23 protein-coding genes are annotated in these 24,826 nt (G+C 71.0%); 7 read left to right on the top strand and 16 right to left on the bottom strand.

Annotated elements, in window-relative coordinates; translation table 11 throughout:
* The first annotated feature begins 95 nt into the window (after positions 1 to 95).
* Complete coding sequence (locus tag ABZT02_RS35990; RefSeq protein ID WP_356025295.1) at positions 96 to 2,285, top strand: glycoside hydrolase family 2 TIM barrel-domain containing protein; 2,190 nt, start codon at positions 96 to 98, stop codon at positions 2,283 to 2,285.
* A gap of 65 nt (positions 2,286 to 2,350) precedes the next feature.
* Entirely contained in the window at positions 2,351 to 3,688 is a 1,338-nt protein-coding gene (locus tag ABZT02_RS35985) for a right-handed parallel beta-helix repeat-containing protein (protein ID WP_356025293.1), read from the top strand.
* Between the two features lie 438 nt (positions 3,689 to 4,126).
* Here the strand turns inward: ABZT02_RS35985 and ABZT02_RS35980 are convergent, their stop codons facing one another.
* Genes ABZT02_RS35980 through ABZT02_RS35970 form a run of 3 tightly spaced genes read right to left on the bottom strand, consistent with a single transcriptional unit; the run spans position 4,127 to position 6,871 of the window.
* On the bottom strand, positions 4,127 to 4,303 hold the full coding sequence (locus ABZT02_RS35980; RefSeq protein WP_159083364.1) for a hypothetical protein: 177 nt from the start codon (positions 4,301 to 4,303) through the stop codon (positions 4,127 to 4,129).
* The gene (locus tag ABZT02_RS35975; protein ID WP_356025290.1) at positions 4,300 to 5,445 is read right to left on the bottom strand and encodes a thiolase family protein; all 1,146 of its coding nucleotides are present in this window, start codon (positions 5,443 to 5,445) and stop codon (positions 4,300 to 4,302) included. Before ABZT02_RS35975 ends, ABZT02_RS35980 begins: the two co-directional genes overlap by 4 nt.
* Positions 5,438 to 6,871: an AMP-binding protein gene (locus tag ABZT02_RS35970; protein WP_356025288.1), complete on the bottom strand. Its 1,434-nt coding sequence runs from the start codon at positions 6,869 to 6,871 to the stop codon at positions 5,438 to 5,440. The genes ABZT02_RS35975 and ABZT02_RS35970 overlap by 8 nt, the downstream gene beginning before the upstream one ends.
* Positions 6,872 to 6,924: 53 nt before the next feature.
* Here ABZT02_RS35970 and ABZT02_RS35965 point away from each other — a divergent pair, with 53 nt between their 5' ends.
* Entirely contained in the window at positions 6,925 to 7,692 is a 768-nt protein-coding gene (locus tag ABZT02_RS35965) for an SDR family oxidoreductase (protein ID WP_307040286.1), read from the top strand.
* Positions 7,693 to 7,862: 170 nt separating this feature from the next.
* Here ABZT02_RS35965 and ABZT02_RS35960 read toward each other — a convergent pair whose 3' ends face one another.
* The 4 genes from ABZT02_RS35960 to ABZT02_RS35945 all read right to left on the bottom strand — a co-directional run bounded on the left by ABZT02_RS35960 (position 7,863) and on the right by ABZT02_RS35945 (position 11,788).
* The gene (locus ABZT02_RS35960) at positions 7,863 to 8,927 is read right to left on the bottom strand and encodes a phosphotransferase family protein (protein ID WP_356025286.1); all 1,065 of its coding nucleotides are present in this window, start codon (positions 8,925 to 8,927) and stop codon (positions 7,863 to 7,865) included.
* Positions 8,924 to 10,249: an acyl-CoA dehydrogenase family protein gene (locus tag ABZT02_RS35955; RefSeq protein ID WP_356025284.1), complete on the bottom strand. Its 1,326-nt coding sequence runs from the start codon at positions 10,247 to 10,249 to the stop codon at positions 8,924 to 8,926. Before ABZT02_RS35955 ends, ABZT02_RS35960 begins: the two co-directional genes overlap by 4 nt.
* Positions 10,250 to 10,320: 71 nt before the next feature.
* Complete coding sequence (locus ABZT02_RS35950; RefSeq protein WP_356025282.1) at positions 10,321 to 10,977, bottom strand: TetR/AcrR family transcriptional regulator; 657 nt, start codon at positions 10,975 to 10,977, stop codon at positions 10,321 to 10,323.
* 49 nt (positions 10,978 to 11,026) lie between these two features.
* Complete coding sequence (locus ABZT02_RS35945; protein WP_107447309.1) at positions 11,027 to 11,788, bottom strand: SDR family oxidoreductase; 762 nt, start codon at positions 11,786 to 11,788, stop codon at positions 11,027 to 11,029.
* A gap of 173 nt (positions 11,789 to 11,961) precedes the next feature.
* Here ABZT02_RS35945 and ABZT02_RS35940 point away from each other — a divergent pair, with 173 nt between their 5' ends.
* Positions 11,962 to 12,729, top strand: coding sequence for a glucose 1-dehydrogenase (locus ABZT02_RS35940; RefSeq protein ID WP_356025279.1), 768 nt, complete (start codon positions 11,962 to 11,964; stop codon positions 12,727 to 12,729).
* A 25-nt stretch (positions 12,730 to 12,754) separates the two neighbouring features.
* Here ABZT02_RS35940 and ABZT02_RS35935 read toward each other — a convergent pair whose 3' ends face one another.
* The 7 genes from ABZT02_RS35935 to ABZT02_RS35905 are packed head-to-tail and all read right to left on the bottom strand — an operon-like array spanning position 12,755 to position 20,939.
* The gene (locus ABZT02_RS35935) at positions 12,755 to 13,792 is read right to left on the bottom strand and encodes a CoA transferase (RefSeq protein WP_356025277.1); all 1,038 of its coding nucleotides are present in this window, start codon (positions 13,790 to 13,792) and stop codon (positions 12,755 to 12,757) included.
* The gene (locus tag ABZT02_RS35930) at positions 13,789 to 14,745 is read right to left on the bottom strand and encodes an LLM class F420-dependent oxidoreductase (protein ID WP_356025275.1); all 957 of its coding nucleotides are present in this window, start codon (positions 14,743 to 14,745) and stop codon (positions 13,789 to 13,791) included. Before ABZT02_RS35930 ends, ABZT02_RS35935 begins: the two co-directional genes overlap by 4 nt.
* Before the next feature lie 3 nt (positions 14,746 to 14,748).
* On the bottom strand, positions 14,749 to 15,150 hold the full coding sequence (locus ABZT02_RS35925) for a cobalamin B12-binding domain-containing protein (protein ID WP_356025273.1): 402 nt from the start codon (positions 15,148 to 15,150) through the stop codon (positions 14,749 to 14,751).
* The gene (locus ABZT02_RS35920) at positions 15,150 to 16,727 is read right to left on the bottom strand and encodes a methylmalonyl-CoA mutase family protein (RefSeq protein ID WP_356025271.1); all 1,578 of its coding nucleotides are present in this window, start codon (positions 16,725 to 16,727) and stop codon (positions 15,150 to 15,152) included. Before ABZT02_RS35920 ends, ABZT02_RS35925 begins: the two co-directional genes overlap by 1 nt.
* The gene (locus tag ABZT02_RS35915) at positions 16,724 to 18,166 is read right to left on the bottom strand and encodes a FadD3 family acyl-CoA ligase (RefSeq protein ID WP_356025269.1); all 1,443 of its coding nucleotides are present in this window, start codon (positions 18,164 to 18,166) and stop codon (positions 16,724 to 16,726) included. The genes ABZT02_RS35920 and ABZT02_RS35915 overlap by 4 nt, the downstream gene beginning before the upstream one ends.
* Entirely contained in the window at positions 18,163 to 19,341 is a 1,179-nt protein-coding gene (locus ABZT02_RS35910; RefSeq protein ID WP_356025267.1) for an amidohydrolase family protein, read from the bottom strand. Before ABZT02_RS35910 ends, ABZT02_RS35915 begins: the two co-directional genes overlap by 4 nt.
* A gap of 11 nt (positions 19,342 to 19,352) precedes the next feature.
* Entirely contained in the window at positions 19,353 to 20,939 is a 1,587-nt protein-coding gene (locus ABZT02_RS35905; RefSeq protein WP_356025265.1) for an AMP-binding protein, read from the bottom strand.
* A gap of 64 nt (positions 20,940 to 21,003) precedes the next feature.
* Here ABZT02_RS35905 and ABZT02_RS35900 point away from each other — a divergent pair, with 64 nt between their 5' ends.
* Genes ABZT02_RS35900 through ABZT02_RS35890 form a run of 3 tightly spaced genes read left to right on the top strand, consistent with a single transcriptional unit; the run spans position 21,004 to position 23,494 of the window.
* Entirely contained in the window at positions 21,004 to 22,008 is a 1,005-nt protein-coding gene (locus tag ABZT02_RS35900; RefSeq protein ID WP_356025263.1) for a ferredoxin--NADP reductase, read from the top strand.
* Between the two features lie 42 nt (positions 22,009 to 22,050).
* Positions 22,051 to 22,770: an enoyl-CoA hydratase/isomerase family protein gene (locus ABZT02_RS35895; protein WP_356025261.1), complete on the top strand. Its 720-nt coding sequence runs from the start codon at positions 22,051 to 22,053 to the stop codon at positions 22,768 to 22,770.
* Positions 22,760 to 23,494 (top strand): alpha/beta hydrolase fold domain-containing protein, encoded by a 735-nt coding sequence (locus ABZT02_RS35890; protein WP_356025259.1) that lies wholly within the window; start codon positions 22,760 to 22,762, stop codon positions 23,492 to 23,494. The genes ABZT02_RS35895 and ABZT02_RS35890 overlap by 11 nt, the downstream gene beginning before the upstream one ends.
* 519 nt (positions 23,495 to 24,013) lie before the next feature.
* Here the strand turns inward: ABZT02_RS35890 and ABZT02_RS35885 are convergent.
* Positions 24,014 to 24,511 (bottom strand): snapalysin family zinc-dependent metalloprotease, encoded by a 498-nt coding sequence (locus ABZT02_RS35885; RefSeq protein WP_356025257.1) that lies wholly within the window; start codon positions 24,509 to 24,511, stop codon positions 24,014 to 24,016.
* Positions 24,512 to 24,631: 120 nt separating this feature from the next.
* Positions 24,632 to 24,796, bottom strand: coding sequence for a hypothetical protein (locus ABZT02_RS35880; RefSeq protein ID WP_356025255.1), 165 nt, complete (start codon positions 24,794 to 24,796; stop codon positions 24,632 to 24,634).
* Between the last annotated feature and the right edge of the window lie 30 nt (positions 24,797 to 24,826).

Genomic DNA, 24,826 nt, shown 5'->3' with positions numbered 1-24,826 from the left:
GGCGGATCACCCGCCGAACGCTGCTCGCAGTTCGCACCCCACCCGCCGATTCCCTGATCTGGAGAGCCCGAGTCTGCGCGCTCGCTTTCCTGCTGATGGCACCGCTGGCCCTCGCCTGCACGACAGGCGCCGCCTCGGCCGGCGCCACCTCCGCGGCTGTGACCAGCACCGGCACCGCGACCAGGTACCGCACGGTCACGAATTTCGACCCCGGCTGGCTCTTCCACTATGGCGACACGAGCGGCGCGAGTGCCGCCTCCTACGACGACAGTGGCTGGCACGGGCTGAGTGTGCCGCACGACTGGAGCATCGAAGGCCGGACCCCGCCGTCAGACCCGTTCTCCCAGACGGCGTCGAGCACGGGCCGCGGCGGCTATCTGCCCTCGGGGATCGGCTGGTACCGCAAGCACTTCTCACTGGCCGGGGTGCCTGCCGACCGCAAGGTGTACATCGAGTTCGACGGCGTGATGGCCAATGCCAGCGTGTACGTCAACGGCAAACTGATCGGCACCCATCCCAACGGCTACACCAGCTTCCGCTACGACATCACAGGCACGGTGAAGGCCGGCGACACCGACAACGTGATCGCCGTCAAGACCGACACCAGCCTGCAGCCGGCCTCCCGGTACTACACGGGGGCCGGCATCTACCGCGACGTGCGCCTCATCGCGACCGACCCGGTGCACATCGACCAATGGGCCACCTACGTCACCACGCCGAACGTCAGCAGTTCCGCCGCCACAGTCCACGCGCAGACCACCGTGGTGAACAACGGCACCACCGCTGCGAGCGTCAGCGTCCGAGGGGTGCTGAGCGATCCTGACGGCACCGCGCTCCCCGCCGGCACCACGGCCGCCAGGACCGTCCCCGCGGGCGCCTCCGCCACCTTCGGCTACGACATTCCCGTCACCAACCCCAGGCTGTGGGACCTGAAAACACCGAATATGTACGAGCTGGCGACCTACATCGACGTCGGCGGCATCCCGGTCGACGACGACCTCACTCCGGTCGGCATCCGCAGCCTCGCCTTCAGCCCCACCGGCGGGATGAGTCTGAACGGCCACAGCGTCAAGCTGCAGGGGACCGCGCTGCACCAGGACTACCACGCCCTCGGGACCGCCGCCCCGCAGCGCGCAATGCAGCGGCGGCTCGCCCAGCTCAAGGCCCTGGGGGTCAACGCCATCCGCACCGCGCACGAACCCCCCAGCCCGGCCTTCCTGGAACTCACCGACCGGATGGGCTTCCTGGTCCTGGACGAGTTCTTCGACACCTGGACACAGCACAAGTACAGCGACGCCGGCGACTACGCCACCTACTTCAACCGCACGGCGTCCTCGCCCACCGGCACACCGGCCGTCCCGGGCGCGAGCGGATCGGCGCCCTGGTACCAGGTCGACACCACCGGCATCGTCATGCGCGACCGCGGTCACCCCAGCGTGGTGATGTGGAGCGCCGGCAACGAGATCCGCGACCCGCTCTCCACCCGGCAGCCGCTGCTGAGCAGGATGGTGTCGATCGCGCACGCCCTGGATCCGTCCCGCCCTGTCACCCAGGCGCTCTTCCGGCCCAAGGACAGCGGCGACGTCACCGGCGCCACCCGCACCACGCTGGACGTCTTCGGCGGCAACTACCGGCCCGACGAGGTGGTGGCCGCGATGGGCATGTCGCCCAAGCGACCAGGTCTGCTCACCGAGATGGGCACCGACACCTCGTCCTGGACGACGGTGAAGAACAACCCGGGCCTGATCGGCGAGTTCCTCTGGACCGGCGCCGACTACCTCGGGGAGGCCGACGGTCTGTGGCCCACCGTGGGAAGCAGCTCCGGTCTCATGGACGCGGTCGGCACGGTACGGCCCATCGGGTACGCGTGGCAGAGCACTTGGGGCGCTCCCCACACCTCACCGCCACCTACGGGGACGACGGCCGGCCGGGTGGTGCTCAAGCCCGACCACAGCACCGTATCGACGGACACCGACGACATCTCCTATGTACAGGCCGCCGTCACCGACTCCTCCGGCCGGGTCGTGACCGGTTCGTCCGCTCCGGTCACCTTCAGCATCAGCGGGCCGGGCGTGATCGTGGCGGTCGACAGCGGCAGCCAGACGCAGGAGAGCTACCGCGGCACCGTACGCAAGGCCTACCACGGGCTCGCGTACGCCCTCGTCCGGGCGACCGGGCCGGGCACCATCACCGTCACCGCCCGAGCGGACGGCCTCACCCTGGGCACGACCACCCTGACCGGCACAACGGCACCCTTCGTGCCGTGCTCGGGAACCTGCGACTGACCCACAACGGCGCAGCACCGGACCCAAGTTCACCCACCTGCGTTCCGAGCGAACTGGAGAAAGCAATGAAACGTTCCAAGCACGGGAGGCTCGCTCTCCCGGTCGCCGCGGTCCTGGCGGCCGTCGCCACGACGGTCGTCGGGTCGGCGGCATCCGGCAACGCGGCAGCCGGGAAGGTCTTCTACGTCTCCCCCACCGGCAGCGACAGCGCCGCCGGAAGCGAAGCGGCTCCCTGGAAGACGTTCGGCCACGCCCAGTCCGTCGCGCAGGCCGGTGACACGGTCTACTTCCGCGGCGGCACGTACGCCTACTCCCGCGCGAACGCGGGCTGCAAGAGCCAGACCGACAGAGTCGACGCCATCACCCTGAACAAGAGCGGCAGTTCGGGCAGCCTCATCAACTACGTGGCCTATCCGGGAGAAAAGCCGGCCTTCGACTTCTCGCAGATGAAGGACGACTGCCGGATCAAGGGCATCGACGTCACCGGCAACTGGATCCGACTCAAGGGACTGACGGTCACCGGCGTACCGCAGAACAACAACCTCAACCACGAGTCCTGGGGAATCTGGATCTCCGGAAACAACAACACCTTCGAACAGCTGGACCTCCACCACAACATGGGCCCCGGTCTGTTCATCCAGGACGGCGGCGGCAACCTCGTCCTCAACTCCGACTCCCACCACAACTACGACCCGCACACCTCCAACGGGGCCGGCGAGAGCGCCGACGGTTTCGGCGCCCACATCTCGGCCAACCATCCCGGCAACGTCTTCCGCGGCGACCGCGCCTGGTGGAACTCCGACGACGGCTTCGACCTCATCAACGCGTTCTCGTCCGTCACCATCGAGAACTCCTGGGCATGGCTCAACGGATACCTGCCCGGGACCACCACCCCGTCCGGCAACGGCAACGGCTTCAAAGCCGGCGGCTACGGCGGCAAGTACGTCTCCAACGGGGCCAAGCACACCGTCCGCACCTCCGTGGCGTTCAACAACCGGTCTTCCGGCTTCTACGCCAACCACCACACCGTCGCGGACGACTTTTTCAACAACACGAGTTACGGAAACCACCCCGACTTCAACATGCTCGGTATCTCCCGGACCGGTGCCGCCATCGGCCTGGGCAACCTGCGTAACAACATCGCCTACACCGGCACCCTGTTGTCGAACATGACCGGGACCAGCGCCTCGTACAACTCCTGGAATCTGAACGTCAACCTGTCCAACTCCCAGTTCCAGAGCGTGTCGACATCAGGCTGGGACGCGTCCCGCCAAGCCGACGGGAGCCTGCCGGTACTGCCGTATCTGCGCCTCGCGTCGAACAGCGCCCTGATCGACAAGGGCGTCAACGTCGGCCTGCCCTTCAACGGTTCGGCCCCCGACCTCGGCGCCTTCGAACGCTGACCCGCGCCGCCCGCACGACGGCCCCTGGACGCCCTGACCGCTACCGCGCCCGGGGGTCGCGGGGCGAAGGACCGAGTTCGACGGGCTGGTGCCGACCGCTCGGTGGGGTGGCTCCGCCGCCCGCTCCGAGTACGGCTTCCCGAAGCCGGTCCTGAGCCATCGTCAGGCATGCAACCGCTCCCCAACGGCGACGATCCTCGGCAGCGGCCCCCAATGGACTCACCGGCCCCGACGAGACATACACGCTGCCCGCCCGCCAGGACTTCGGGCCCGCCCGTGGCCTCGCCACGGGCAAGCACATCGAGCCGGCGAGACCGAGCGGAAACCGGTTCTTGAGGACACGTCGAACCGGAGTGCCGGGAGTGGTGCGGGAGCCGCGTCGGCGTGGTCGCTCTCGCCCGGTCGGACCGCCCGGACGTTACCCCGCCGCGTGCGATGTCAGTCGGCGGCGTCGTGCAGCGCCTCGTCGATGTCACTCAGCGCGCCGGTCAGCCGGGTGCAGTCGCCCTCACGGTCACGCCCTGTACAGGAACGGCCAAGCCTGAGGAGCCGCAGGTTGCGGTCGAATCCAGCCTGCTGATCGTGTGACGCCCCGCCCTCCTCAGGTACCGTCACAGCCCCGGCACCTCCAGGACCAGCGCCGAACCCATCCCCCCGCCCGCGCACATCGACGCGACGCCCACACCCCCGCCCCGGCGACGGAGCTCGTGGACGAGCGTGACGACCATCCTGGTGCCCGTGGCGGCGACGGGGTGGCCCAGTGAGCAGCCACTGCCGTTGACGTTGACGGTGTCCGGGTCGAGGCCGAGGCGGCGGACCGCGGCGAGTGGCACCGAGGCGAACGCCTCGTTGATCTCGAACAGATCCACGTCGGACAGCGTCATGCCCACCCGCCCGAGCGCCTTGGGGATGGCGTGCGTGGGGGTCAGGCCGGTCTCGGCCGGGTCCCTGGCCACGGAAGCCCAGGACCGCACTCTGGCCAGGGTGGGCAGTCCGAGGTCATCCCGCGCGAGACGCTCGTCGGCCACCGCCACGGCCGCCGCCGCGTCGTTGGCGCCGCACGCGTTGCCCGCCGTGATCGAGAAGCCCTCGATCTCCGGGTGGAGCGGCTTGAGCGCGGCGAGTTTCTCGGGGCTGGTGTCACGCCGCGGGTGCTCGTCGCTCTCGAAGGGGCCGTGTGAGGTCGCGACCGGCACGGTCTCGTCTTTGAAGCGGCCTTCGTCCAGTGCCCGGACAGCGTTGCGGTGCGAGCGCAGCGCCCACGCGTCCATCTCCTCGCGGGTGAGGCCCTCCCGTACGGCGGTGTTCCAGCCGACCGTGATCGACATGTCGAGGTTGGGGGCGTCCGGGCGGTCCGGGTGGGAGGGTGGCACCCAGCGTTCACCGCCCAGGTAGGACAGCCTGGGCGCGGTGGAGGCGGAGTTGACGCCACCGGCGAGCACCAGCCGGTCCATGCCTGCCCGGACGGATGCCGCCGCGGTCGAGACCGCGGCGAGTCCGGCCGCGCAGTGCCGGTTCAGGGCGAGCCCCGGCACCTGTGGCAGGCCCGCCGTCACGGCCGCGTGGCGGGCGACGACCCCGCCGCCGTAGTGCGACTCGGCGAGGATCAGGTCGTCCACGAGGTCCGGGTCCAGCCCTTCGGCGACGGCCGTGACCACACGGTCCGCCAGGTCGTAGGCGGACGTGGCGCGCAGGCTCCCCTTGAAGGCGGTGCCGATCGGGGTGCGCAGGGCGGCGACGAGCACGGCTTCAGGCATCGGTGGCCTCTTCCAGTTCGGCGACCAGGGTGCGGCGCAGCAGCTTTCCTGTGGGTGTGCGGGGCAGTTCGGGGCGGAAGACGACTGTGTCCGGCGTCTTGGAGGAGCGCAGTCGCTCTTTCGCGAAGGACCGGATCTCGTCCGGATCGCCGACCCCGACCAGCACCGCGACCAGGCGCTGGCCCCACTCCGCGTCGGGCAGCCCCAGCACGGCGGCCTCGCGCACGCCCGGGTACTGGAGCAGTACATCCTCGATCTCGGCGGGGGCGATGTTCTCCCCGCCCCGGATGATGGTGTCGTCGGCGCGGCCCTCGATGAAGAGGTAGCCGTCCTCGTCCAGCCGGCCCCGGTCGCGGGTGGCGAACCAGCCGTCCGTGTCGCTGCCGCTCGTCTCCGCGTACTCGCCGGAGATCTGCTCCCCGCGCACGAAGACGAGTCCTGTCTCGCCCGGTCCGAGGGGTTTTCCGTCCTCGCCCCGGATCTCAGCCTCGACGCCGGGCAGCGGACGGCCCACGGAGCCGAGGCGGGCCCGCACCGCCGGGTCGTCGGAGGCGACCGCCCGCCAGTGGTCGTCGGGCCCTAGCACGCAGACCGACGAGGCGGTCTCCGTCAGCCCGTAGGCGTTGACGAAGCCGGTCTGCGGGAACTGCCGCAGGGCCCGCTCCACCACCGGGCGGGGGCAGCGCGCTCCGCCGTAGGCAAGACTGCGCAGGGTCGGCACACCGGCCTGCGCGTCCCCCAGCTCCGCCGTGATCCTGGCGAGCATGGTGGGGACGACCATGGCGTGGGTGACGCCCTCGCGGCGCACTGTGGCCAGCCAGTCGGCGGGACCGAAGGCCGACTGGTAGACGACGCGCCGGCCGGCGTACAGGTTCGTCAGCAGGTTCATCAGGCCGGCCACATGGTAGGGCGGGAGGGCCACCAGGCTCGCGTCGGTCACCTCCGCCGAGCCGAAGTCCTGGGTGTTGAACACGTAGGCGAGCAGGTGGCGGTGGCGCAGCAGGGCCGCCTTGGGGGCGGCAGTGGTGCCGCTGGTGTAGAGGACGACTGCGGTGGCGTCGCGGTCCTCGGGGACGGGTCGTCGCTCGGCCTCCCCCTGCGGCGGAGTCAGCAGCGCGTCGAGATCGGCCGGGTGCAGCACCTCGGCTCCAGGATGCCGGAGGACCAGGGAATCCAACTGCTCTTCGGCGAGGCGATAGTTGAGAGGGACGAAGGGGATACCTGCCAGCGCCGCGCCGAACAGGGCGACGGGGTAGGCGAGGTGGTTCGGCCCCAGGTAAAGAACCGCGGTGCGGCCACGGAAGCGGTCGGCCGCGTGCTGTGCGAGACGATGGAGCTCGGCCGCGGAGAGCGAGCGGCCGCCCTCCGTGACGGCCGGCCGACTCCCCGCGGAGGCGGCCATTTCCAGGATCACGGCTATATTCATGAGAACGTCATTCTCATACACTCAGAGCGTCACTCGCAAGGGAGGGGAATGACGTGCGGATCGAAGGTTCGGCGGCCCTGGTGGTCGGAGGCACGGGCGGCCTCGGTGAAGCCACGGTGCGGCGACTGCGCGCGGCGGGCGCCCGGGTGGTGATCGCCGACCTCGCCGACGACAAGGGCAAGGCCCTGGCCGAGGAACTCGGCGCGGGATATGTCCGCACCGATGCCACGGACGAGGACTCGGTGGCGACCGCGGTGGCGGCGGCCGAGCAGGCGGGCGAGTTCAGGATCGCCGTCGACTGTCACGGCGGCCCGGCGAGCGGCGGCCGGCTCGTCGGCAAGGACGGCTCACCTCTGGATCTCGCCGGCTTCCGCGCCACCGTCGACATTTATCTGACCGGCGTCTTCAACGTCATGCGCATGGCCGCGGCGGCACTCGCACGCACCACCCCCCACGACGCGGACGGCGGGCGCGGCGTGATCGTCACGACGTCGTCCATCGCCGCGTACGAGGGCCAGATCGGCCAACTACCGTACGCCGCCGCGAAAGGCGGGGTGAGTGCCATGACGCTGGTCGCCGCCCGGGACCTGTCGCCCCTTGGCATCCGTGTGGTCTCCGTCGCCCCGGGCACCGTCCTCACTCCCGCGTACGGAAAGGCAGCCGACCGCCTGGAGGCGCACTGGGGCCCCCAGGTGCCGCATCCGCGGCGCATGGGACGCCCGGAGGAGTACGCCGCACTGGTCCAGCACCTGTGCGAGAACGACTACCTCAACGGTGAGGTGATCCGCCTGGACGGCGCGTTGAGGTTCCCACCGAAATAGCCTCCCTGAAGGAGTCTCTGGGTACCGGCGCCAGAGGCTCATCGTCCTGGTGGCCCTGGCCGGCATCACCACCGGGGTGCAGGCCGGCGAGGCCGCACGGGCCGCCCACCACGACGGTCGGCGGCCGGACGCAGCACCGCCGGCGAACGGCGCCTGAGACCTTGCAGGACTCAGGCACGCTCGATCTCCTGGCGGGCCTTGGCCCACAGCCATCCCGCGTAGGCGTGCAGCCCGTCGCCCAGCTTGCGGTTCATCTTCCCGGCGAGCGCCTGGGCATAGCTGCCCTCCAGGAGGGCGGCCAGGCGGAAGCAGGCCAGAACCTGGTACCAGCGGAAGGCGGAGACGTCCCGGCCGGTCGACTCGGCGTAGTGCGCGACGAGTTCGGCACGGCCTGGCATCCCGTCCCAAGGCTGGAACTGAGGGTCGCTGCCGGTCGGGTCGTCCTTCTCGCGCCAGGCGGTGAGGATCCAGGCCAGGTCGAGGAGGGGGTCGCCGAGGGAGGCCATCTCCCAGTCGACGATGGCGGCGAGGCGCGGGGCGTCGTGGGCGAACATGACGTTGGCGAACTGCAGGTCGCCGTGGACGATCCCGGTCGCGCCCTGCTTCGGGGTGTGCGCGGCGAGCCAGTCGGCGACGAGGTCCACCTGCGGGTTCTCGGTCTCGCGGTAGGCGGGCTCCGTGCGGTAGCCGTGCAGCATCCTCAGGTACTTGGGGGTCTGCCGCTCCAGCCAGCCCTCCGGCCTGCCGAGGTCGGCCAGGCCGTGCGCGGACGGATCCACGGCGGCCAGGCGCGCGGCGCCGTCGATGAGGGCGAAGGCGACCGAGCGCCGCCACCCGGCGTCCTGCGCGTACCGGCCGGGCAGCTGCCCCCGGGGCATGAAGCCGTCGATCTTCTCCAGGACGGAGAAGGGTGCGCCCAGCACCGCATCGTCCTGCACGCTCGCGTGAAGGCGCGGATGGGGTACGTCGGTGTCGGCGAGAGCCGTCAGGACGCGGCTCTCACGCCGGAAGGCGTCGGACGCGCCAGACCGGAGGTGGCGGCCGGGGCGGCGCAGGACGAGTTCGGTGCCGTCGGCCCGGCGGAGGGTGAACAGGAGGTTCTGGGCCCCGCCGGTGAGGGTGTCGAGGGCGGTGACGGGGCCGTCACCGGGAAGGTCGGCGAGGCCGGGCCAGGCGTTGAGACGGTCGAGGTCGGGCGTGGTGTCGTCGGCGGTGCTTTCCTTCTGCGAGGTCACCGGGTCACCGTCGTCTCGTTCAGGCGGTCCGCGTACTTCGCGCGGGCCGCGGCCAGCCGGGTGGGCAGATGTTCCGAGCCGAACAGCGGGTCGTCCGCCGGGACCGCTTCCTTCAGCAACAGCCGGGCGACGACGTCCTGGTGTGCCTCGGTGGGGCCGTCGGCGACACCGAGGGTGGGACCGGCCTGCCACATCCTGGCCAGCGGCAGCTCGTTGGAGACGCCGAGCGCGCCGTGCAGGTGCAGGGCGCGGTAGGCGACGTCGACGAGCACCTTGGGCGTGGCGACCTTCACCCCGGAGACGTGGAGCCGGGCGCTGCGGGCGTCCGCCGGGTCGCCCGTGTCGTTCGCCCGGTCCATGTGCCAGGCGGCGTGCAGGACCTGGAGGCGGAACTGCTCGATCTGGATCCAGGTGTCGGCCAGTTGGTGGCGCACGGACTGCTGGTCGGCGAGCGGGCCGCCCCGGGTGCGGCGGGAGGCGATCCGCTCGGTCATCATCTCCAGGGCACGCCGGCACTGGCCGACCGACCGCATGGCGTGGTGCAACCGGCCACCGCCGAGCCGGGTCTGCGCGATCAGGAAGCCGGAGCCGGGCTCGCCGAGCAGGTTCTCGGCCGGTACGCGGCAGCCGGTGAACCGCAGGTAGGCGTGGACGCCCTGGCCGAGTGGCTCGCCGGCCAGGCCCGTGCCGCGCACCATCTCCATGCCCGGGGTGCCGGCCGGGACCAGGATCATGGACGCGCCTTTGTGCACGGGCACGTCCGGGTCGGTGATCACCATGGCGATGACGAAGGCGGCGTGGGGGTAGTTGGAGGCGAACCACTTTTCGCCGTCGATCACCCACTGGTCGCCGTCACGGACCGCGCGGCAGGTGAAACCGCCCGGGTCGGCGCCGCCGGTGGGCTCGGTCATCGCGAAGGTCGAGACGATCCGTCCGTCGAGCAGCGGCTCCAGGTACTCCTTTCGCTGCTCCTTGGTGGCGTAGTGGGCGAGGATCTCCGCGTTGCCCGAGTCGGGGGCCTGAGTGCCGAACACCATCGGGGCCCAGCCCGAACGGCCCAGGATCTCGTTCAGCAGGCCGAGGTTGACCTGACCCATGCCCATGCCGCCCAGCGACGGCGGCAGGTGGGCGGCCCACAGCCCCTGGTCCCGCACCCGCCGCTGAAGCGGCCGGACGACTTCACGGAAGACCTCGCTGCCCCGGTCGTACGGCTCGGCGTTGCCCGGGAACAGCACGTCGAGCGGCTCGATCTCCTCACGGACGAACGCCGCGGCCCAGTCCAGCTTCTCCTGGAACGCGGCATCGGTACTGAAGTCCCACATGACGCACCCACCTCCATCAGAATACGATTCTGAACTTAGCAGAATGCCATTCTCACGTACAGCTATCACCCTTACCGCCGACGGCAGTCGGGGGCTCGCACGCCTGCAAGGAGGAAGCCGACCAGGTGCTCGGTCTCGACGCGCCCGGGCGCCTCTTCAGTGAACGACCAGTACTGCAAGGCCGCGACGACCCCACCCGCCGTGGTGCGGGCGGCACGCATCGGATCACCCGCACCCAACTCGGCCGCGGGCTGCGCGAACAGCGCGGCGAGGGCGTCCACGAGAGCGACGGTGACGTGCGCGGCTCGGGGCGTGTGGCCGGTGGCGTTGGACAGGACGGCCCGGGTCTGCCGGGCCCGATCCTCGTCGGAGGCCTGCCGCAGCGCCGCCTCGATCCCGGCGCGCAACCTGGCCTCCGGTCCACCGTCGGCCGCCCGCGCCATCCGGTGGCGCACATAGCCGACGACCGTGCGTGCGCCCCGCTCGACGATGGCCTCTACCAGGGCGTCCTTGCTTGCGAAGAAGCGATAGAAGGCGTCGTTGGACAGACCGGCCGCGGCCACGATGTCGGCCACGCGCGGGCGCCGCCCGGGGGCCGCCACCATGAGCGCCAGCCCGGCGTCCAGCAGCGCCAGAGCAGCCTCGTCACCGGTGGCTTCTTCCGGCTCCCCAACTCGGCCGGGCGCAGCCGATCGGACCGGCGGGGATGAGTTGGTCTCGGATTTCATAGGCGCTCACCGTCCGGGAAGTGGGCGATCGGAGCGCAGGCCAGCGGCGTCAGCGAAGGACCGTCCCGCCGTCGACGTTCACGACCTGCCCGTTGATCCATTCGCCTTCGTCGGAGAGCAGGTAGGCCACCATGCCTGCAATGTCCTCGGCCCGGCCATGACGTGTGCTGCGGGTCCGGGCGAGCATGCTCCGCAACATCTCCGGGGGTGCGCCCCGTTCGATGTCGGCGGTCAGGACGAGTCCCGGTGCGACCGCGTTGGCCCGAATGCCGTCCCGTCCCCAGCGCGAGGCCACGTGGCGGGTGAGCGCGTTGATGCCCGCCTTGGTCGCGGCGTACGCCGGCCGCTTGGCGTCACCCGTGAACGAGGCGATGGAGGAGGTGTAGACGATCGCGCCTCCGCCGCGGGCGAGGAGCGCGGGCACGGCGTGACGGGACACCAGCATGTGACCGCGCAGGTTGACGGCGACGGTGCGGTCCCAGATCGCGAGGTCCATGTCGACGACATCGGTGTCCTTCTGGACCGCGCCCATGTCCCCGGCGTTGACGTGCACGGCGTCCAGACCGCCGTAGGTTCGCAGCGTGGCCTCGACCAGGTGCCCGACCGAGGTGTCGTCGGAGATGTCGAACTCCACCGCGACCGCCTCGCCGCCCCCGGCGCGGATGGCGTCGGCGGTCTCCTCGGCCCCGTCCGCGTTCAGATCGCCGACGACGACCCTGGCTCCTTCCCACGCCAGCCTGCGCGCCGAGGCGGCACCCAGCCCGGTGGCCGCACCCGCCACCAGGACGACCTTGTCCTTCAGACCTCGCACGATGTCCGCCTCCGCTCTCCTGGGCTCCCCGGGCAGGCGAGCGCCTGAACTTTCCGCGAACGCCCATCATCACAATGCGGGAATGATGTTCTACGATACCGAGAATACTAATCTCACGCCGGAGTGCGCCAGGGAACAGGCGGCTTCGGGCACTTCAACAGGACGGGAATGGGATGGGGTACGCAGACGCGTTGTTCGATCTCACCGGCCGGGTGGTCCTCGTCACCGGCGGCAGCCGGGGGCTCGGACGGGCCATGGCGTTCGCGGCGGCACGCTGCGGAGCCGACGTCGTCGTCGCCAGCCGGACATACGACGCCTGCGCCGCGGTGAGTGCGGAGATCCAGAAGGAGACAGGGCGTGCGGCACTGCCGTACGCCGTACACGTGGGCCGCTGGGACGAACTGCCCGGTCTGGTCGACGCGGTCCACGAGCGGTTCGGCAGGATCGACGTACTGGTCAACAACGCGGGCATGTCCCCCGTGTACGAGGATCTGGGCGAGGTCACGGAGAAGATGTTCGACTCGGTGCTGGGCCTCAACCTCAAGGGTCCCTTCCGCCTGTCCGTGTTGGCCGGGAAGGGCATGGCCGAGGCCGGCGGCGGTGCGATCGTCAACGTCAGCTCCACCGGTTCGATCCGGCCGCGCCCGGCGATCGTGCCGTACGCGGCCGCCAAGGCCGGGCTGAACGCGGTGACCGTGGGTCTGGCACAGGCGCTCGGGCCGACGGTGCGGGTCAACACGCTGATGTGCGGCCCGTTCGCCACGTGGGCCACCCGGGGCTGGCAGGAGAACCCCGAACAGCTCGCCGAGGGGGTGCGCCCGCACGCGCTGCAACGTGTCGGCGCCCCCGACGAAGTGGTGGGCGCCGCTCTGTACCTGATGTCGGACGCCTCGTCGTACACCAGCGGGGCGACGCTGCGGGTGGACGGCGGGATGCCGTAGCGGCCCCCCTGAGCCCGGGCGGCTTCTAAGCCGTGTCGTCGTGCTCCCCGAGGCGAGGCGGCGGGCCGTACGACGGCTGGTGCCCGGCGATCCGGAACGGGCTTGCGACCAGGCGGTGTTCGCCGGCCCGCACGACCGCGTCGGGAAACTCGACAAGTGCCCGGGGCAGCGTGCGTACGGCTGCGGCGGGGACGCCCAGCGGGCGCAGCCGACGTTCCCAGTCCACCGCCGAGTCGGCGGCGAGCGCCTTGGTCACCGCGGCGACCACCTCGTCGCGGCGGGCCGCGCGCTCGGCCATCGTCAAGTAGCCCTCGATGCCGGCCTCCGCGGCGAAGGAGCGCCAGAAGCCGTCGTGGGTGATGAAGAGGGCCAGGTGTCCCTCGGCGGTGGGGAAGAGCTGGGCGGGGACGTAGTGGGCGTGGGCGCCTCCCAGGCGGCGCGGAGCCTTGCCGTCGTTGAGCCAGGCCGCGGCGTGGTAGTTCAGCTGCGAGAGCATCACGTCGCGCAGCGACACCTCGATCTGGCCGCCGCGTCCGGAGACGATCTGGGCCAGCAGGCCCAGCGCGGCTGCCATTCCGGCCGAGTTGTCGACCGAGGAGTAGCCGGGCAGCGCGGGCGGGCCGTCCGGGTCGCCCGTCATGGCCGCGATGCCGGTGGCCGCCTGGACGACGTAGTCGAAGGCGGGCAGGTCGCCCGCGTCCATGCCCCAGCCGGTGAGGGCCACGCACACCAGGCGTTCGTTGTAGGGCTTCAGGGCCTCGTAGGTCAGGCCGAAGCGCTCGATGGCGGACGGCTTGAGGTTGACCAGCAGGGCGTCGGCGTCGCGCACCAGCTCGTGCAGGCGGTCCTGGCCGGCGGGGGCGCTCAGGTCCACGCGGACCGAGCGCTTGTTCCGGTTGAGGCTGGCGAAGTAGGCGTCGGAGACCTGCCGGGACAGGTCGCCGCCGGGCGGTTCGACCTTGGTGACCCGGGCGCCCAGGTCGGCGAGCAGCATGGTGGCGTACGGGCCGGCCAGGATGTGGCCGACCTCCAGCACGCGCAGGCCGGCCAGCGGGCCGTTCACCGCAGGTCCGCCGCGATCGCGGCCACCGCGTCACGGGTGCGCAGTTTCGAGGCGACCAGTTCGTCCCGCCCGTTCCCCAGGGGCAGCAGCCGTACCGACAGATCCGTCACCCCCGCGTCCGCGAACCGCCTGAAGCGGGCCCTGATGGCCGCCTCGTCACCCGCCGCGCACAGGTCGCCGACGTCGCGGGCGTCGCCGTACTCCAGCAGGCGCTGGTAGTTGGGGGACACCTCGGCCTCGCCGAGGATGCGGTTGGCCCGCTCGCGCGCGGCGTCGACCTCGTGTGGTGCGCACAGACACACCGGGATTCCCGCGACGATGCGGGGTGCCGGACGGCCCGCGGTCTCGGCAGCCTTGGTGATCGTCGGGGCGACGTGCTCGGCGACCGACCGCTCGTCCGCCATCCACAGGACCGTGCCGTCGGTGTACTCCCCCGCGATGCGCAGCATCACCGGGCCCAGCGCGGCCATCAGAACCGGCAGGGGGGCGACCGGGGCGATGGTGAGCGGGTTGTGGACGCGGAAGAAGTCGTTCTCGATGTCCACCGAACCACCCCCGGACAGCGCCGAGTTGAGCACCTCCAGATAGGCGCGGGTGTACGCCGCGGGCTTCTCGTACGGCAGGCCCAGCATGTCGCGGACGATCCAGTGGTGGGAGGCACCGACGCCGAGCGTGAGCCGTCCGCCCGCCGCAGCCTGCGCGGACACGGCCTGACGGGCCAGCGCGATGGGGTGCTGGGCGTGGACCGGGACGACGGCCGTGCCCAGTTCGACGCGCTCGGTGGCCTGGCCCATGAGGGCGACGGCGGTCAGGGCGTCGAAGTCGGTCGGTACCTGTGGCACCCACACGGTGTCGAAGCCGGCCTCCTCGGCCCAGCGGGCGTCGTCGACCATGCGGGCCGCCTTGTGCGCGGCGTCGCCCCGTTCGGGGCCGCTCATCACTCCGACTCGCATGGTCTAGTCCTCCGGGGCTGTCAGGACGCGGATGTCCGCGACGATCGCGTCGAGCGGGGTGCCCGTGGGGTACACCCCGGCGGCTCCGGCCTCCCGCAGCCGCGCCACGTCCGAGGCCGGGATGGTGCCGCCGACCACGACGGGGATGTCGTCGCCGCCGGCGGCGCGCAGCGCCTGGACGGTGCGGCGGGTGAGGGTGAGATGGGCGCCGGAGAGGATGGACAGGCCGACCAGGGCGACGTCCTCCTGCACGGCGGTGGCGGCGATGTCGGCCACGCGGTGCCGGATGCCGGTGAACACCACCTCGAAGCCGGCGTCGCGGAGCCCGCGGGCGACCAGTTTGGCGCCACGGTCATGTCCGTCGAGCCCGGGCTTGGCGACGAGAACGCGCACAGGTGTGGTCATCAGAACACCACCGGCTGCCGGAACTCGCCCCACACCGCGCGCAGAGCGTCGGCCATCTCGCCGACCGTGCAGTAGGCGCCCGCGCACGCGACGAGCGGATCCATCAGGTTCGTGTCTCCTTCGGCGGCGCGCCGCAGATCGTCGAGACGGGCACGCACCTCGGCGGCGCTGCGCTCGGACTTGATCCGCGCGAGCCGTTTGAGCTGGCGTTCGCGGCCCTCGGCGTCAAGTTCGTAGGTGGCGAGGTCGGGCGGGGGCTCGTCCACGGCGAACCGGTTGACGCCCACGACGGGCCGCTCGCCGGAGGCGGTCTCCTGGTGCAGCCGCCACGCCTCGTCGGCGATGAGCCCCTGGAGGTAGCCGTCCTCGATGCAGCGCACCATGCCGCCGTGCGCCTCCAGGTCCGCCATGATCTCGACGATCCGCTCCTCGGTGGCGTCGGTGAGGGCCTCCACGAAGTACGAACCCCCCAGCGGGTCGGCGACCTTCGTCACGCCCGTCTCGTGCGCGAGCACCTGCTGGGTGCGCAGGGCGAGCGTCGTGGACTCCTCACTCGGCAGGGCGAACGGCTCGTCCCAGGCCGCGGTGAACATCGACTGCACCCCACCCAGCACCGACGCGAGCGCCTCGTAAGCGACGCGCACGGTGTTGTTGCGGGCCTGCGGGGCGTAGAGGGAGGCGCCACCGGCCACGACGCCGAAGCGGAACATGCACGCCTTGTCGGTGGTCGCGCCGAACCGCTCGCGCACGATGGTCGCCCAGCGCCTGCGCCCCGCACGGTACTTGGCGACCTCCTCGAAGAAGTCGCCGTGCGTGTAGAAGAAGAAGGAGACCTGCGGGGCGAACTGGTCGATGGTCATCCGGCCGCGTTCCAGGACAGTCTCGCAGTACGTGACCCCGTCGGCGAGGGTGAACGCCATCTCCTGTACGGCGTTGGCGCCCGCGTCGCGGAAGTGCGCCCCCGCGACGGAGATCGCGTTGAAGCGGGGCACCTGCGCGGCGCAGAACTCGATCGTGTCCGCTATGAGCCTCAGCGAGGGTTCCGGGGGCCAGATCCAGGTACCGCGCGAGGCGTATTCCTTGAGGATGTCGTTCTGGATGGTGCCGGTGAGCTTCGCACGGGGGATGCCGCGCTTCTCGGCCGCGGCGACGTAGAAGGCGAGCAGGATCGCCGCCGTGCCGTTGATGGTGAAGCTGGTGCTGATCCGGTCCAGCGGAAGGGTGTCGAAGAGGATCTCGGCGTCGGCGAGGGTGTCCAGCGCGACCCCGACCCGGCCGACCTCGTCGGCGTACTCCGGGTCGTCGGAGTCGTAGCCGCACTGGGTGGGCAGGTCGAGCGCCACCGACAGGCCCGTGCCGCCCTGGTCGAGGAGGTAGCGGTAGCGGCGGTTGGACTCCTCGGCGGTGCCGAAGCCGGAGTACTGGCGCAGGGTCCAGGTGCGGCCCCGGTAGCCGGTGGGGTAGTTGCCGCGCGTGAAGGGGAACGTGCCCGGGTCGGGGGGGTCGGCGCGGAGGTCCGCGGGGCCGTACACCGGGTTGAGTGGGATGCCGGAGGGAGTGCGGAAGTCCTGGGTCATGTCAGTTGGTCCTTCATCACCTTTCCGGTGGCGTTCAGCGGCAATTCCGTGCGGAACTCGACGTGGCGCGGCACCTTGAAGCCGGCCATCCGCTCGCGCGCCCAGGCGATCAGCTCGGCCTCCGTGATCCCGGCGAATTCGGTGCGCGGGACGACGAAGGCCTTGCCGACCTGGCCGAGCCGCTCGTCGGGCACGCCGATGACGGCGGCCTGGGCGACCGCCGGGTGCTTCAGCAGAAAGCCCTCGATCTCGGCGGGGTAGGCGTTGAAGCCGCCGACGACGAACATGTCCTTCTTGCGGCCGACGATCCGCAGCCGGCCCTCGGCGTCCAGTGCGCCGAGGTCGCCGGTGTGCAGCCAGCCATCGGCGTCCACGGCCTCGGCGGTGGCCTCGGGGTCGTCGAGGTAGCCGCGCATGACGGAGTAGCCGCGCACGAGCACCTCCTCGTCCTCGGCGACGCGCACCTCGAAGCCCTCGCACGGTTTGCCCACGGTCGTGGCGACGGCCTCGTAGGGGTCGCCGGGCCGGGACGCGGTGACGGTGCCGGCCTCGGTGAGGCCGTAGCCGGTCATGAGGTGCGTGAACGGCAGTTCGGTGGTGATGCGCCGGACCAGCTCCCCCGGGATGTCCGCCGCACCGGTCACCGCGACCCGCAGGGAGGACAGGTCGCGGCCCGCGCCGGCCTCCAGCAGGGCGCGGTACAGGGTCGGCGGTCCCGGCAGGACGGTCACCCGCTCCTTCTCCACGAGGTCCAGCACCCGGTCCACGTCGAAGACGGCCACCGGGAGGACGGTCGCGCCCCGGATCATCGACGCGACCAGGCCCGCCTTGTAGCCGAAGATGTGGAAGAACGGGTTGACGATCAGGTACCGGTCGCCCTGCCGGAGCTGGGCGAGGTCGCACCACTCGGTGTACAGGCGCAGGGTCTGGCCGTGCGTCGTCATCACGCCCTTGGGCCGCCCTGTGGTACCGGAGGTGAAGACGATGTCCGCCAGGTCGTCCTCGTCGGCCTTGGGGTCCAGCGGAACGCCTGAGGCGAGGAAACCGGAGGTCTTCAGGTCGATGACCGGAACGCCGGGCGGGCCGGTGAACTCCCGGTCCAGGAAACCGTTCTGGACGAGCAGCGCCTTGGCGCCGCTGCGTACGACGATGTCGTGGGCCTCCTCGTCGAGGAAGCGGGTGTTCACCGGCACCAGCACCCCGCCGGCCGTGAGCAGTCCGAAGGCGGCGACGATCCACTCGGCCGAGTTGGGCGCCCACAGGGCCACCCGGTCGCCCGGGCCGATGCCCGCCGAAGCGAACGCCCCGGCGGTGCGGCGGACCCGGTCGGCCAGGTCGCGGAAGGTGAGGCGCAGTTCGCCGTCCACGACGGCCTCGGCGTCGCCGAACCGGTCGGCCGTGCTCAGCACCAGTTCGGGGATGGTGCGGGCGGTGGTCATGCGTCGATCAGCCGGGCCAGATTGCCGCCCATGACCTTGGCCTTGTCCTCCTCGGACAGCTTCGGGAGGTGGTCGACGTAGGTGACGGGGTCGGCGAGGCCCTCGGGGTGGGGGTAGTCGGACCCGAACAGGACGCGCTCGATACCGATGAGGTTTCCGAGCGCGGCCATGTCCTCCTCCCAGAACGGGCTGATGTGGATGTGCCGCTGGAAGACATCCACCGGGTTCTCCCGGAACTCGTGGGGCATCTTCTTGTGGACGTCCGCGAGCCGGCTGAGCAGCGGTTCCACCCACGAGGCGCCGTTCTCGATGACGGCGACCTTCAGCTCGGGGAAACGGGACAGCGCACCGTGGCAGATCAGCGAGGAGACGGCGTCCTCGATCGGCCGCCACTCGTTGATCTGCCGGAAGGCGTTGGGCTTGAAGGGCAGAAACTCGCGTCGCCGGCCCTCCCAGTCGTTGGCGTAGTTCGAGTAACCGCTGTCGGAGGAGTGGAGGGCGACCAGCACGCCGGTCTCCACCACCCGCTTCCAGAACGGGTCGAACTCGGGCAGCGCGAAGGACCGGGTGCCGCCGAAGCCGGGGACCGGTGCGGGGCGGATGAGGATGGCGCGGGCGCCGCGCTCCACGACCCAGTTCAGCTCCTCGATCGCCTTTTCGATGATCGGCAGCGTGATGACTGGAACGGTGAAGATGCGGTCCTTGTAGGTGAAGCCCCAGGTGTCGTGCAGCCACTGGTTGAGGGAGTGGATGACGACGTGGATCAGCTCCGGGTCGTCCTTCATCCGCTCCTCGATGAGGCTCGCCAGCGTCGGGAACATCAGGCTGCGCTGGATACCGAGCTCGTCCATCAACCGCAGGCGCGGCGCCGGTTCATGGAAGGCCGGGATGGACCGCATGGGCTCGCCGAAGATCTCCCGGCGGGTCTTGCCGTCGGGGTTGCCGACCCTGAAGTACTCCTCCATGGCTCCGGGGCGGGCGACGACCTCGAAGGTCGGGTTCGGGATGTACTCGCTGATCTGCCCGCGTATCGCGATCTTGGTACGGCCGCCGACGTTCACGTACTGGATGGCGCCCCGGTACTCCTCGGGGAGGTACTTGGTGAGCGCTTCCTGCGTCTCGTAGAGGTGGTTGTCCGCGTCGAACAGCGGATACGCGAGTTCACGAGAGGGCATGAGATTCTCCTTCACCGTTTACGAGAATCGTATTCTCGCATCGAGGGAGTGGCAATGTGCTTGCGAAGGACGAACTTCTTCACCTTGCCGCTCGGGGTGCGCGGGAAGTCCTCGACCTTGTGGACCACCTCGGGCCACTTCTGCCGCGCCAGGCCCACCCGGCCGAAGTGCAGGCGCACCTCGGCGAGACTCGGCGCCGACCAGCCGGGCAGCATGCGCAGGACGGCGGCGGCCCGCTCCCCCAGACGCGGGTCCGGCACGGCCACCACGGCCGCCTCCGCCACACCGTCCAGCCCCAGCAGGACCTCCTCGACCTCCAGGGCGCTGATGTTCTCCCCGCCCCGGATGATGACGTCGGCCTTGCGGTCGGTGACGGTCAGCCAGCCGTCGGCGTCGAGCACGCCTATGTCGCCGGTGCGGTACCAGCCGTCGGCGTCGAAGGCGGCGGCGGTGAGCTCGGGGTCGGTGTAGCCGAGGCAGAGGTCGGGGCCGCGGGTGAGGATCTCACCGTCCTCGGCGAGCCGGACCTCCGCACCGGGCAACGCGAGGCCGTCGGTGTGCAGGCGTTTGGCGGCGGGGCCGTCGTACGGGGTGCAGGTCACCGAAGGGTGCTCGGTGGAGCCGTAGGCCCGGAAGACGGTGACGCCGAGGGACTCCAGCCGGGTCGTCACGGCGGAGGCGATGGAGGCGCCCCCCAGTCCGGCGTACTTCAGCCGCGCGACGTGCTCCTCGGTGCAGTCGGGGTGGTCGAGCAGACTGGTCATGTAGTACGTCGCACCGCCGCCGACGGTGAGCCCCTGGTCCCGCATGAGGGCGAGCGCCCGGGCCGGGTCCCAGGAGTCGCCGAGGTTGACCGGGGTGCCGTCGAGGACCGGGATGAGAAACGCGTTGATCATGCCGATGAAGTGGCCGACCGGCGCGACCGTGAACTGCCGCCCTCGGTCTGGGGGATAGCTCGCGGCCAGCTGCCGGGTTTCATAGCCGAGGGTGCGGTGGCTGTGGATGACGCCCTTGGGGTCCCGGGTGGTGCCGGAGGTGAAGGCGATGAGTGCGGGGGTGCCCGGGTCCACCGACAGGACACCGGCCAGCGGCTCGTCGGCGAGCAGCTCGTCGAAGTCCCGCCCGACGACGCCGACGACCGGCACCTCGGCACACAGGTCCGGTCGGAACTCCGTCCGCCCGAAGCGCTCGGCGGCGAAGAGGGCCTTCGGGCGGGTGGCGTCGACGATGTAGCGGACCTCCTTGGGCCCGTAGAAGTGGACCACCGGGACGACGACGGCACCGAGGAAGGCCGAGGCCCAGAACACGGCCGCCGCCTCCATCCAGTTGGGCAGCTGCATGACCACCACGTCACCCGGGCCCACGCCACGCGCCCGCAGACCTGCGGCCAGCCGCCGCGCCGTACGCTCCACGTCGGCGAACGTGCCCTTCCAGGGCCGCACCTCGGAGTGCACGCGGAACTCCACGTCCCCGGACTTGCCCAACCCGGCCGCCAGCAGGTCGCCCAGGGTCTCCCTGGTCCACCAGCCCTCGGCCTCGTAGCGCGCCGCGAGTCCGGGCGGGATTGACCGCAGGGCGCCGGGGGGAATCGCCGTCATGACAGATACTCCTCCCTCGTATGGAGAATTGCACTCTCCCATAGTGAGAAGGTAAGTTCCATACATGGCACGGGACCATGGCTTCCATCCGGTGCGGATCACCCGGGTCGTCGACGAGACACCGGACACCCGCACCTTCGCCCTCGACGCGCGCTTCCCCTACCGGGCCGGGCAGTTCCTGACCTTCAAGGTGTGCGGGACACTGCGCAGCTACTCGATGTCGTCCTCGCCCGACACAGACGGGGAGGTGTGTGTCACGGTCAAGCGCGTGCCGGGCGGGCTGGTCTCCGGCTGGATGCACGAGCGGCTGAGGCCCGGCGACTCGCTGGAGGCCACCCTGCCCGGCGGTTCGTTCTGCCTGCGCGGGGACGCCGGCGACCGGCCTCTCGTCGCGTACGCCGGCGGCAGCGGCATCACTCCGGTGTTCTCGCTGGTCAAGAGCACGCTGGCGACGACTGGCCGTGACGTCGGACTGCTGACCGCACATCAGAGCGCCGGGGCGGCCATCTTCCGCAAGGCGCTGGACGCCCTCGCGGCGCGCCACCCCGGCCGACTGGACCTGCGCCATCACTTCGACGACCGGGACGGGCTGGTCACCCCCGGGGAGATACGGGCCCTGGCCGACGAGGGGGCGGATTTCTACGTCTGCGGGCCGGAGCCGTTCATGGCGCTGGTCGAGCGGACCCTCACCGCCCACCGGATCGCTCCCGAGCGGATCCTGGTCGAGCGGTTCACCCCGACGGCACCCGTGGAGGCGGCCGAGGAGGCGTTCGCCGGGGCGCCGGAGCCCGTCGCCGGGACCGTCACCGTCGACCTGCGCGGTGAGCGTCGTACCGTGCCGCAACGGCCCGGCGAGACGCTGCTGCAGAGCGCCCGCCGGGCCGGCTTCACGCCGCCGTTCTCCTGCGAGTCCGGGGACTGCGCCACCTGCATGGCCCGGCTGACCGACGGCGAGGCCAAGATGCGGGTGAACAACGCCCTGGCCGCCGACGAGGTCGCCGAGGGCCATGTGCTCACCTGCCAGGCCGAGCCGACGACCCCCGACGTGACCGTCGTGTACGAGGACTGACCCGGCAGCATCCGCATCCGCCCGACGACCGGAAGGCCGCACATGGTTGAGCTGGAGCTGGAGGACGGCCTGGCGGTCGTCACCATCGATCGTCCGCACGCCCGCAACGCCATCGACCCGCACACCATGGGCGAGCTGGAAAAGGCGCTGGAAGCGGCTGAGGGCGCGCGGGCCCTGGCGGTGACCGGATCGGGCGAGAAGGCGTTCGTCTCCGGCGGCGACCTGAAGGAACTCGCTCGGCTCCGCACCGAGGGCGAGGCTTCGGACATGGCGCTGCGGATGCGGGCGCTGTGCGACCGGATCGCCGCGTTCCCCGGACCGGTGGTGGCAGCGCTCAACGGGCACGCGCTGGGCGGCGGCGCCGAGGTCGCGGTGGCTGCCGACGTCCGCGTCGCCGCCGACGACATCCGGATCGGGTTCAACCAGACCAAGCTCGCCATCGTGCCCGCATGGGGCGGTGCCGAGCGGCTGGCGCGGCTGGTGGGGCCCGGGCGGGCACTGCTGCTGGCCGGCACCGGGCGGGTCCTGGAGGCTGCCGAGGCCGAGCGGCTGGGGCTGGTCGATCTGGTCCTGCCCCGCACGCAGTTCGCCGACCGCTGGCGGGAGGTGGCCCACTCCCTCGCCACCCCGCAGGCCCGCGAGATCAAGAACCTCACCACCCGGACCCGTCCCGTACGCGAGGCCGCCGAGGCATTCGCCCGGCTATGGGTGTCCGAGGAGCACTGGGAAGCAGCGGAGAAGGTGATGTCCCGTGGTAAGTGAAGTACGCGTCGACGAGGGGCCGTTCGGGCCGGAGGTCCGCCCCGAGGGCAGGGCCGTGGCACAGACGGTGCTGTATCTGCATGGCGATCCGCGGCTCGCGGGCACTCCGCAGGACGCACTGCCGACCGCCCGGGAACTGGCCCGGCTCACCGGGTACGCGGTCGTCTGCGCCCGCTACCGGCCTCGCTTCCCGCAAGCCTTGGAGGACGTGTGGGCGGCTTGGGAGCACTGCCACGCCGGCGGTCCGGCGACGGTGGCGGGCAAACGGCTCGGCGGGGCCCTCGCCGCCGGCCTGCTGCTGCGGCTGCGCGACGCGGGCGCGACGCTGCCGACCTGCGCGGTGCTCTCCTCACCGGTACTGGACTTCACGCTGGACTCGCCCAGCCTGCTGCTCAACGCAGCCGCCGACCGCACCGTGGACGCGGAAGCGCTGCCGGTCCGGGCGGCCGCGTACGCGGGGACGACCCCGCGCGACCATCCGCTGCTCAGTCCGCTGCACGGCAATCTCCACGGCCTGCCGCCGCTGCAACTGCACGCGGCCGGCACGGAGGTGCTGCTCGACGACACGCTGTCCTTCGCGACCCGGGCGGCTCACTCCGGCGTCCCGGTGGACATGCGGATCCACGAGGACTCCGCCGCGCAGGGCCTACGGCAGCTGGAGGCGACGGCGCAGTTCCTGCGGGCCTGGTGCCCGGACGGGGCCGTCGTGCCACGTCGCGGATGAACTCCGCGGCGCCCAACGCCTTCGCGGCCCGTCGAGCACGCGCTGACGGCAGGGAAGCCGCAATAGCCGCTGCCGAGCGCCGAGCGGGCGAGATGATGGCCGGTGACCCCTCGGAGGTGGGCCGGGGAGGGCGGCGAGGGACCAGCAGGGCCACGGTGTCGGGCCGTTCCAGATCAGCGCGCGACTTCAGGAAGGCCATCGCGTCGTAGGCCGGGCCGGCCGGCGGGTCCGGAGGGTAAGCAGCCGCGCGCGGTACGGACCTGGGAGGCCGGGTGGCCAGGTTTCGGTGGGCGCCGGACGGAGCGTCGGGACGGAACCGCACGACCAGGCAGCGGGGTTCGCGCAGCCCGGCACCGACGTGCGGACGGTCCAGTCGTACCGCCACGCCGACGGCACGCAGCACCTGTCCGGTATGACGAGGCCCGTGGAACCGGAACCGTCAGGGAGGTGAACGGTCTCCAGCCCCGACGCCGGCGAGGGAGAGCCGGGCCGTGGTAGGCGGCCCGGCGACAACCACCCCTATCGTGCAGCGAGTCCTGACCCCCACCACGGGACCCGGTCGCCGACGTCGTTGGCGGCGAAGAAGTTCCTGACAGCGGTCTTCTCACTCGCGTCTGGCCGATCGTTGACGCAGTCCGCTCCTCCCCAGGCGCCCGACATCACCTTGGAGCAGGGGCTGCCCGGGCCCAGGTCGGGAAGCGACAGAATGTGACCCAGTTCGTGGACGACGATGCGGGAAGGCTTGTACAACTGGGCGTCCCCGACCTCCAGGTACACCCAGCCGCGTCCCGCGCCCTTGATGTTGACGTGGGATTGGACACCCCTGGCCGTCTTGTACTCCATGACCCGCAGCGCCGCCGGAGTGTCCTGCTCGACGAGCTTGATCGTCGGGACGGCTGTGTTCCAGATCGCGATCGCCTCGCGGGCCGCGTCGGTATAGGAGCCGGCCAGCAGCAGGTCGATCGGGATGACCTCCGGGGCGGGTTCGGCCGCGCCGGCCGGTGTGCTGACACCCAACAGGGCGCCACATGTGAGGACCGCGGTCGATAACAGGTTCAGTCTTCGGGCCACAGAATTCGCCTCCATTGCATGGACGGATGTGAACGCACGCCAGTGCCGGACCTGCCTGACGCGCTCTCAGGTGGGGTAGTCGTTCTCGCGCAGGTGCTGCATCAGCGCCGCGTACTTCTCGGGCCCGCCCCTCCAGCGCGTGGTCCGCAGGTACGGGCGCCGGTCGGCGCCGCCCGCCTCGACGAGCAGCACGCGGACCTGATTGGCTCGGTAGCCGTTCGGCCGGCGCACCACCTCCCGCTACGTCGCCCGCCGCAACGT

The organism is Streptomyces sp. NPDC005402, assembly GCF_040606575.1.
Lineage (GTDB): Bacteria > Actinomycetota > Actinomycetes > Streptomycetales > Streptomycetaceae > Streptomyces.
Note: the sequence above shows the minus strand (reverse complement) of the source record. Positions and strands in the feature narration are given on the sequence as shown.

What these genes read in the sequence shown, in the direction of transcription:
- ABZT02_RS35990 (WP_356025295.1), top strand. Translation starts at nt 96, where the DNA reads ATGGCACCGCTGGCCCTCGCCTGCACGACAGGCGCCGCCTCGGCCGGC.
- ABZT02_RS35985 (WP_356025293.1), top strand. Translation starts at nt 2,351, where the DNA reads ATGAAACGTTCCAAGCACGGGAGGCTCGCTCTCCCGGTCGCCGCGGTC.
- ABZT02_RS35975 (WP_356025290.1), bottom strand. Translation starts at nt 5,445, where the DNA reads ATGCCTGAAGCCGTGCTCGTCGCCGCCCTGCGCACCCCGATCGGCACC.
- ABZT02_RS35970 (WP_356025288.1), bottom strand. Translation starts at nt 6,871, where the DNA reads ATGAATATAGCCGTGATCCTGGAAATGGCCGCCTCCGCGGGGAGTCGG.
- ABZT02_RS35955 (WP_356025284.1), bottom strand. Translation starts at nt 10,249, where the DNA reads ATGTGGGACTTCAGTACCGATGCCGCGTTCCAGGAGAAGCTGGACTGG.
- ABZT02_RS35950 (WP_356025282.1), bottom strand. Translation starts at nt 10,977, where the DNA reads ATGAAATCCGAGACCAACTCATCCCCGCCGGTCCGATCGGCTGCGCCC.
- ABZT02_RS35940 (WP_356025279.1), top strand. Translation starts at nt 11,962, where the DNA reads ATGGGGTACGCAGACGCGTTGTTCGATCTCACCGGCCGGGTGGTCCTC.
- ABZT02_RS35930 (WP_356025275.1), bottom strand. Translation starts at nt 14,745, where the DNA reads ATGCGAGTCGGAGTGATGAGCGGCCCCGAACGGGGCGACGCCGCGCAC.
- ABZT02_RS35925 (WP_356025273.1), bottom strand. Translation starts at nt 15,150, where the DNA reads ATGACCACACCTGTGCGCGTTCTCGTCGCCAAGCCCGGGCTCGACGGA.
- ABZT02_RS35920 (WP_356025271.1), bottom strand. Translation starts at nt 16,727, where the DNA reads ATGACCCAGGACTTCCGCACTCCCTCCGGCATCCCACTCAACCCGGTG.
- ABZT02_RS35915 (WP_356025269.1), bottom strand. Translation starts at nt 18,166, where the DNA reads ATGACCACCGCCCGCACCATCCCCGAACTGGTGCTGAGCACGGCCGAC.
- ABZT02_RS35910 (WP_356025267.1), bottom strand. Translation starts at nt 19,341, where the DNA reads ATGCCCTCTCGTGAACTCGCGTATCCGCTGTTCGACGCGGACAACCAC.
- ABZT02_RS35905 (WP_356025265.1), bottom strand. Translation starts at nt 20,939, where the DNA reads ATGACGGCGATTCCCCCCGGCGCCCTGCGGTCAATCCCGCCCGGACTC.
- ABZT02_RS35900 (WP_356025263.1), top strand. Translation starts at nt 21,004, where the DNA reads ATGGCACGGGACCATGGCTTCCATCCGGTGCGGATCACCCGGGTCGTC.
- ABZT02_RS35895 (WP_356025261.1), top strand. Translation starts at nt 22,051, where the DNA reads ATGGTTGAGCTGGAGCTGGAGGACGGCCTGGCGGTCGTCACCATCGAT.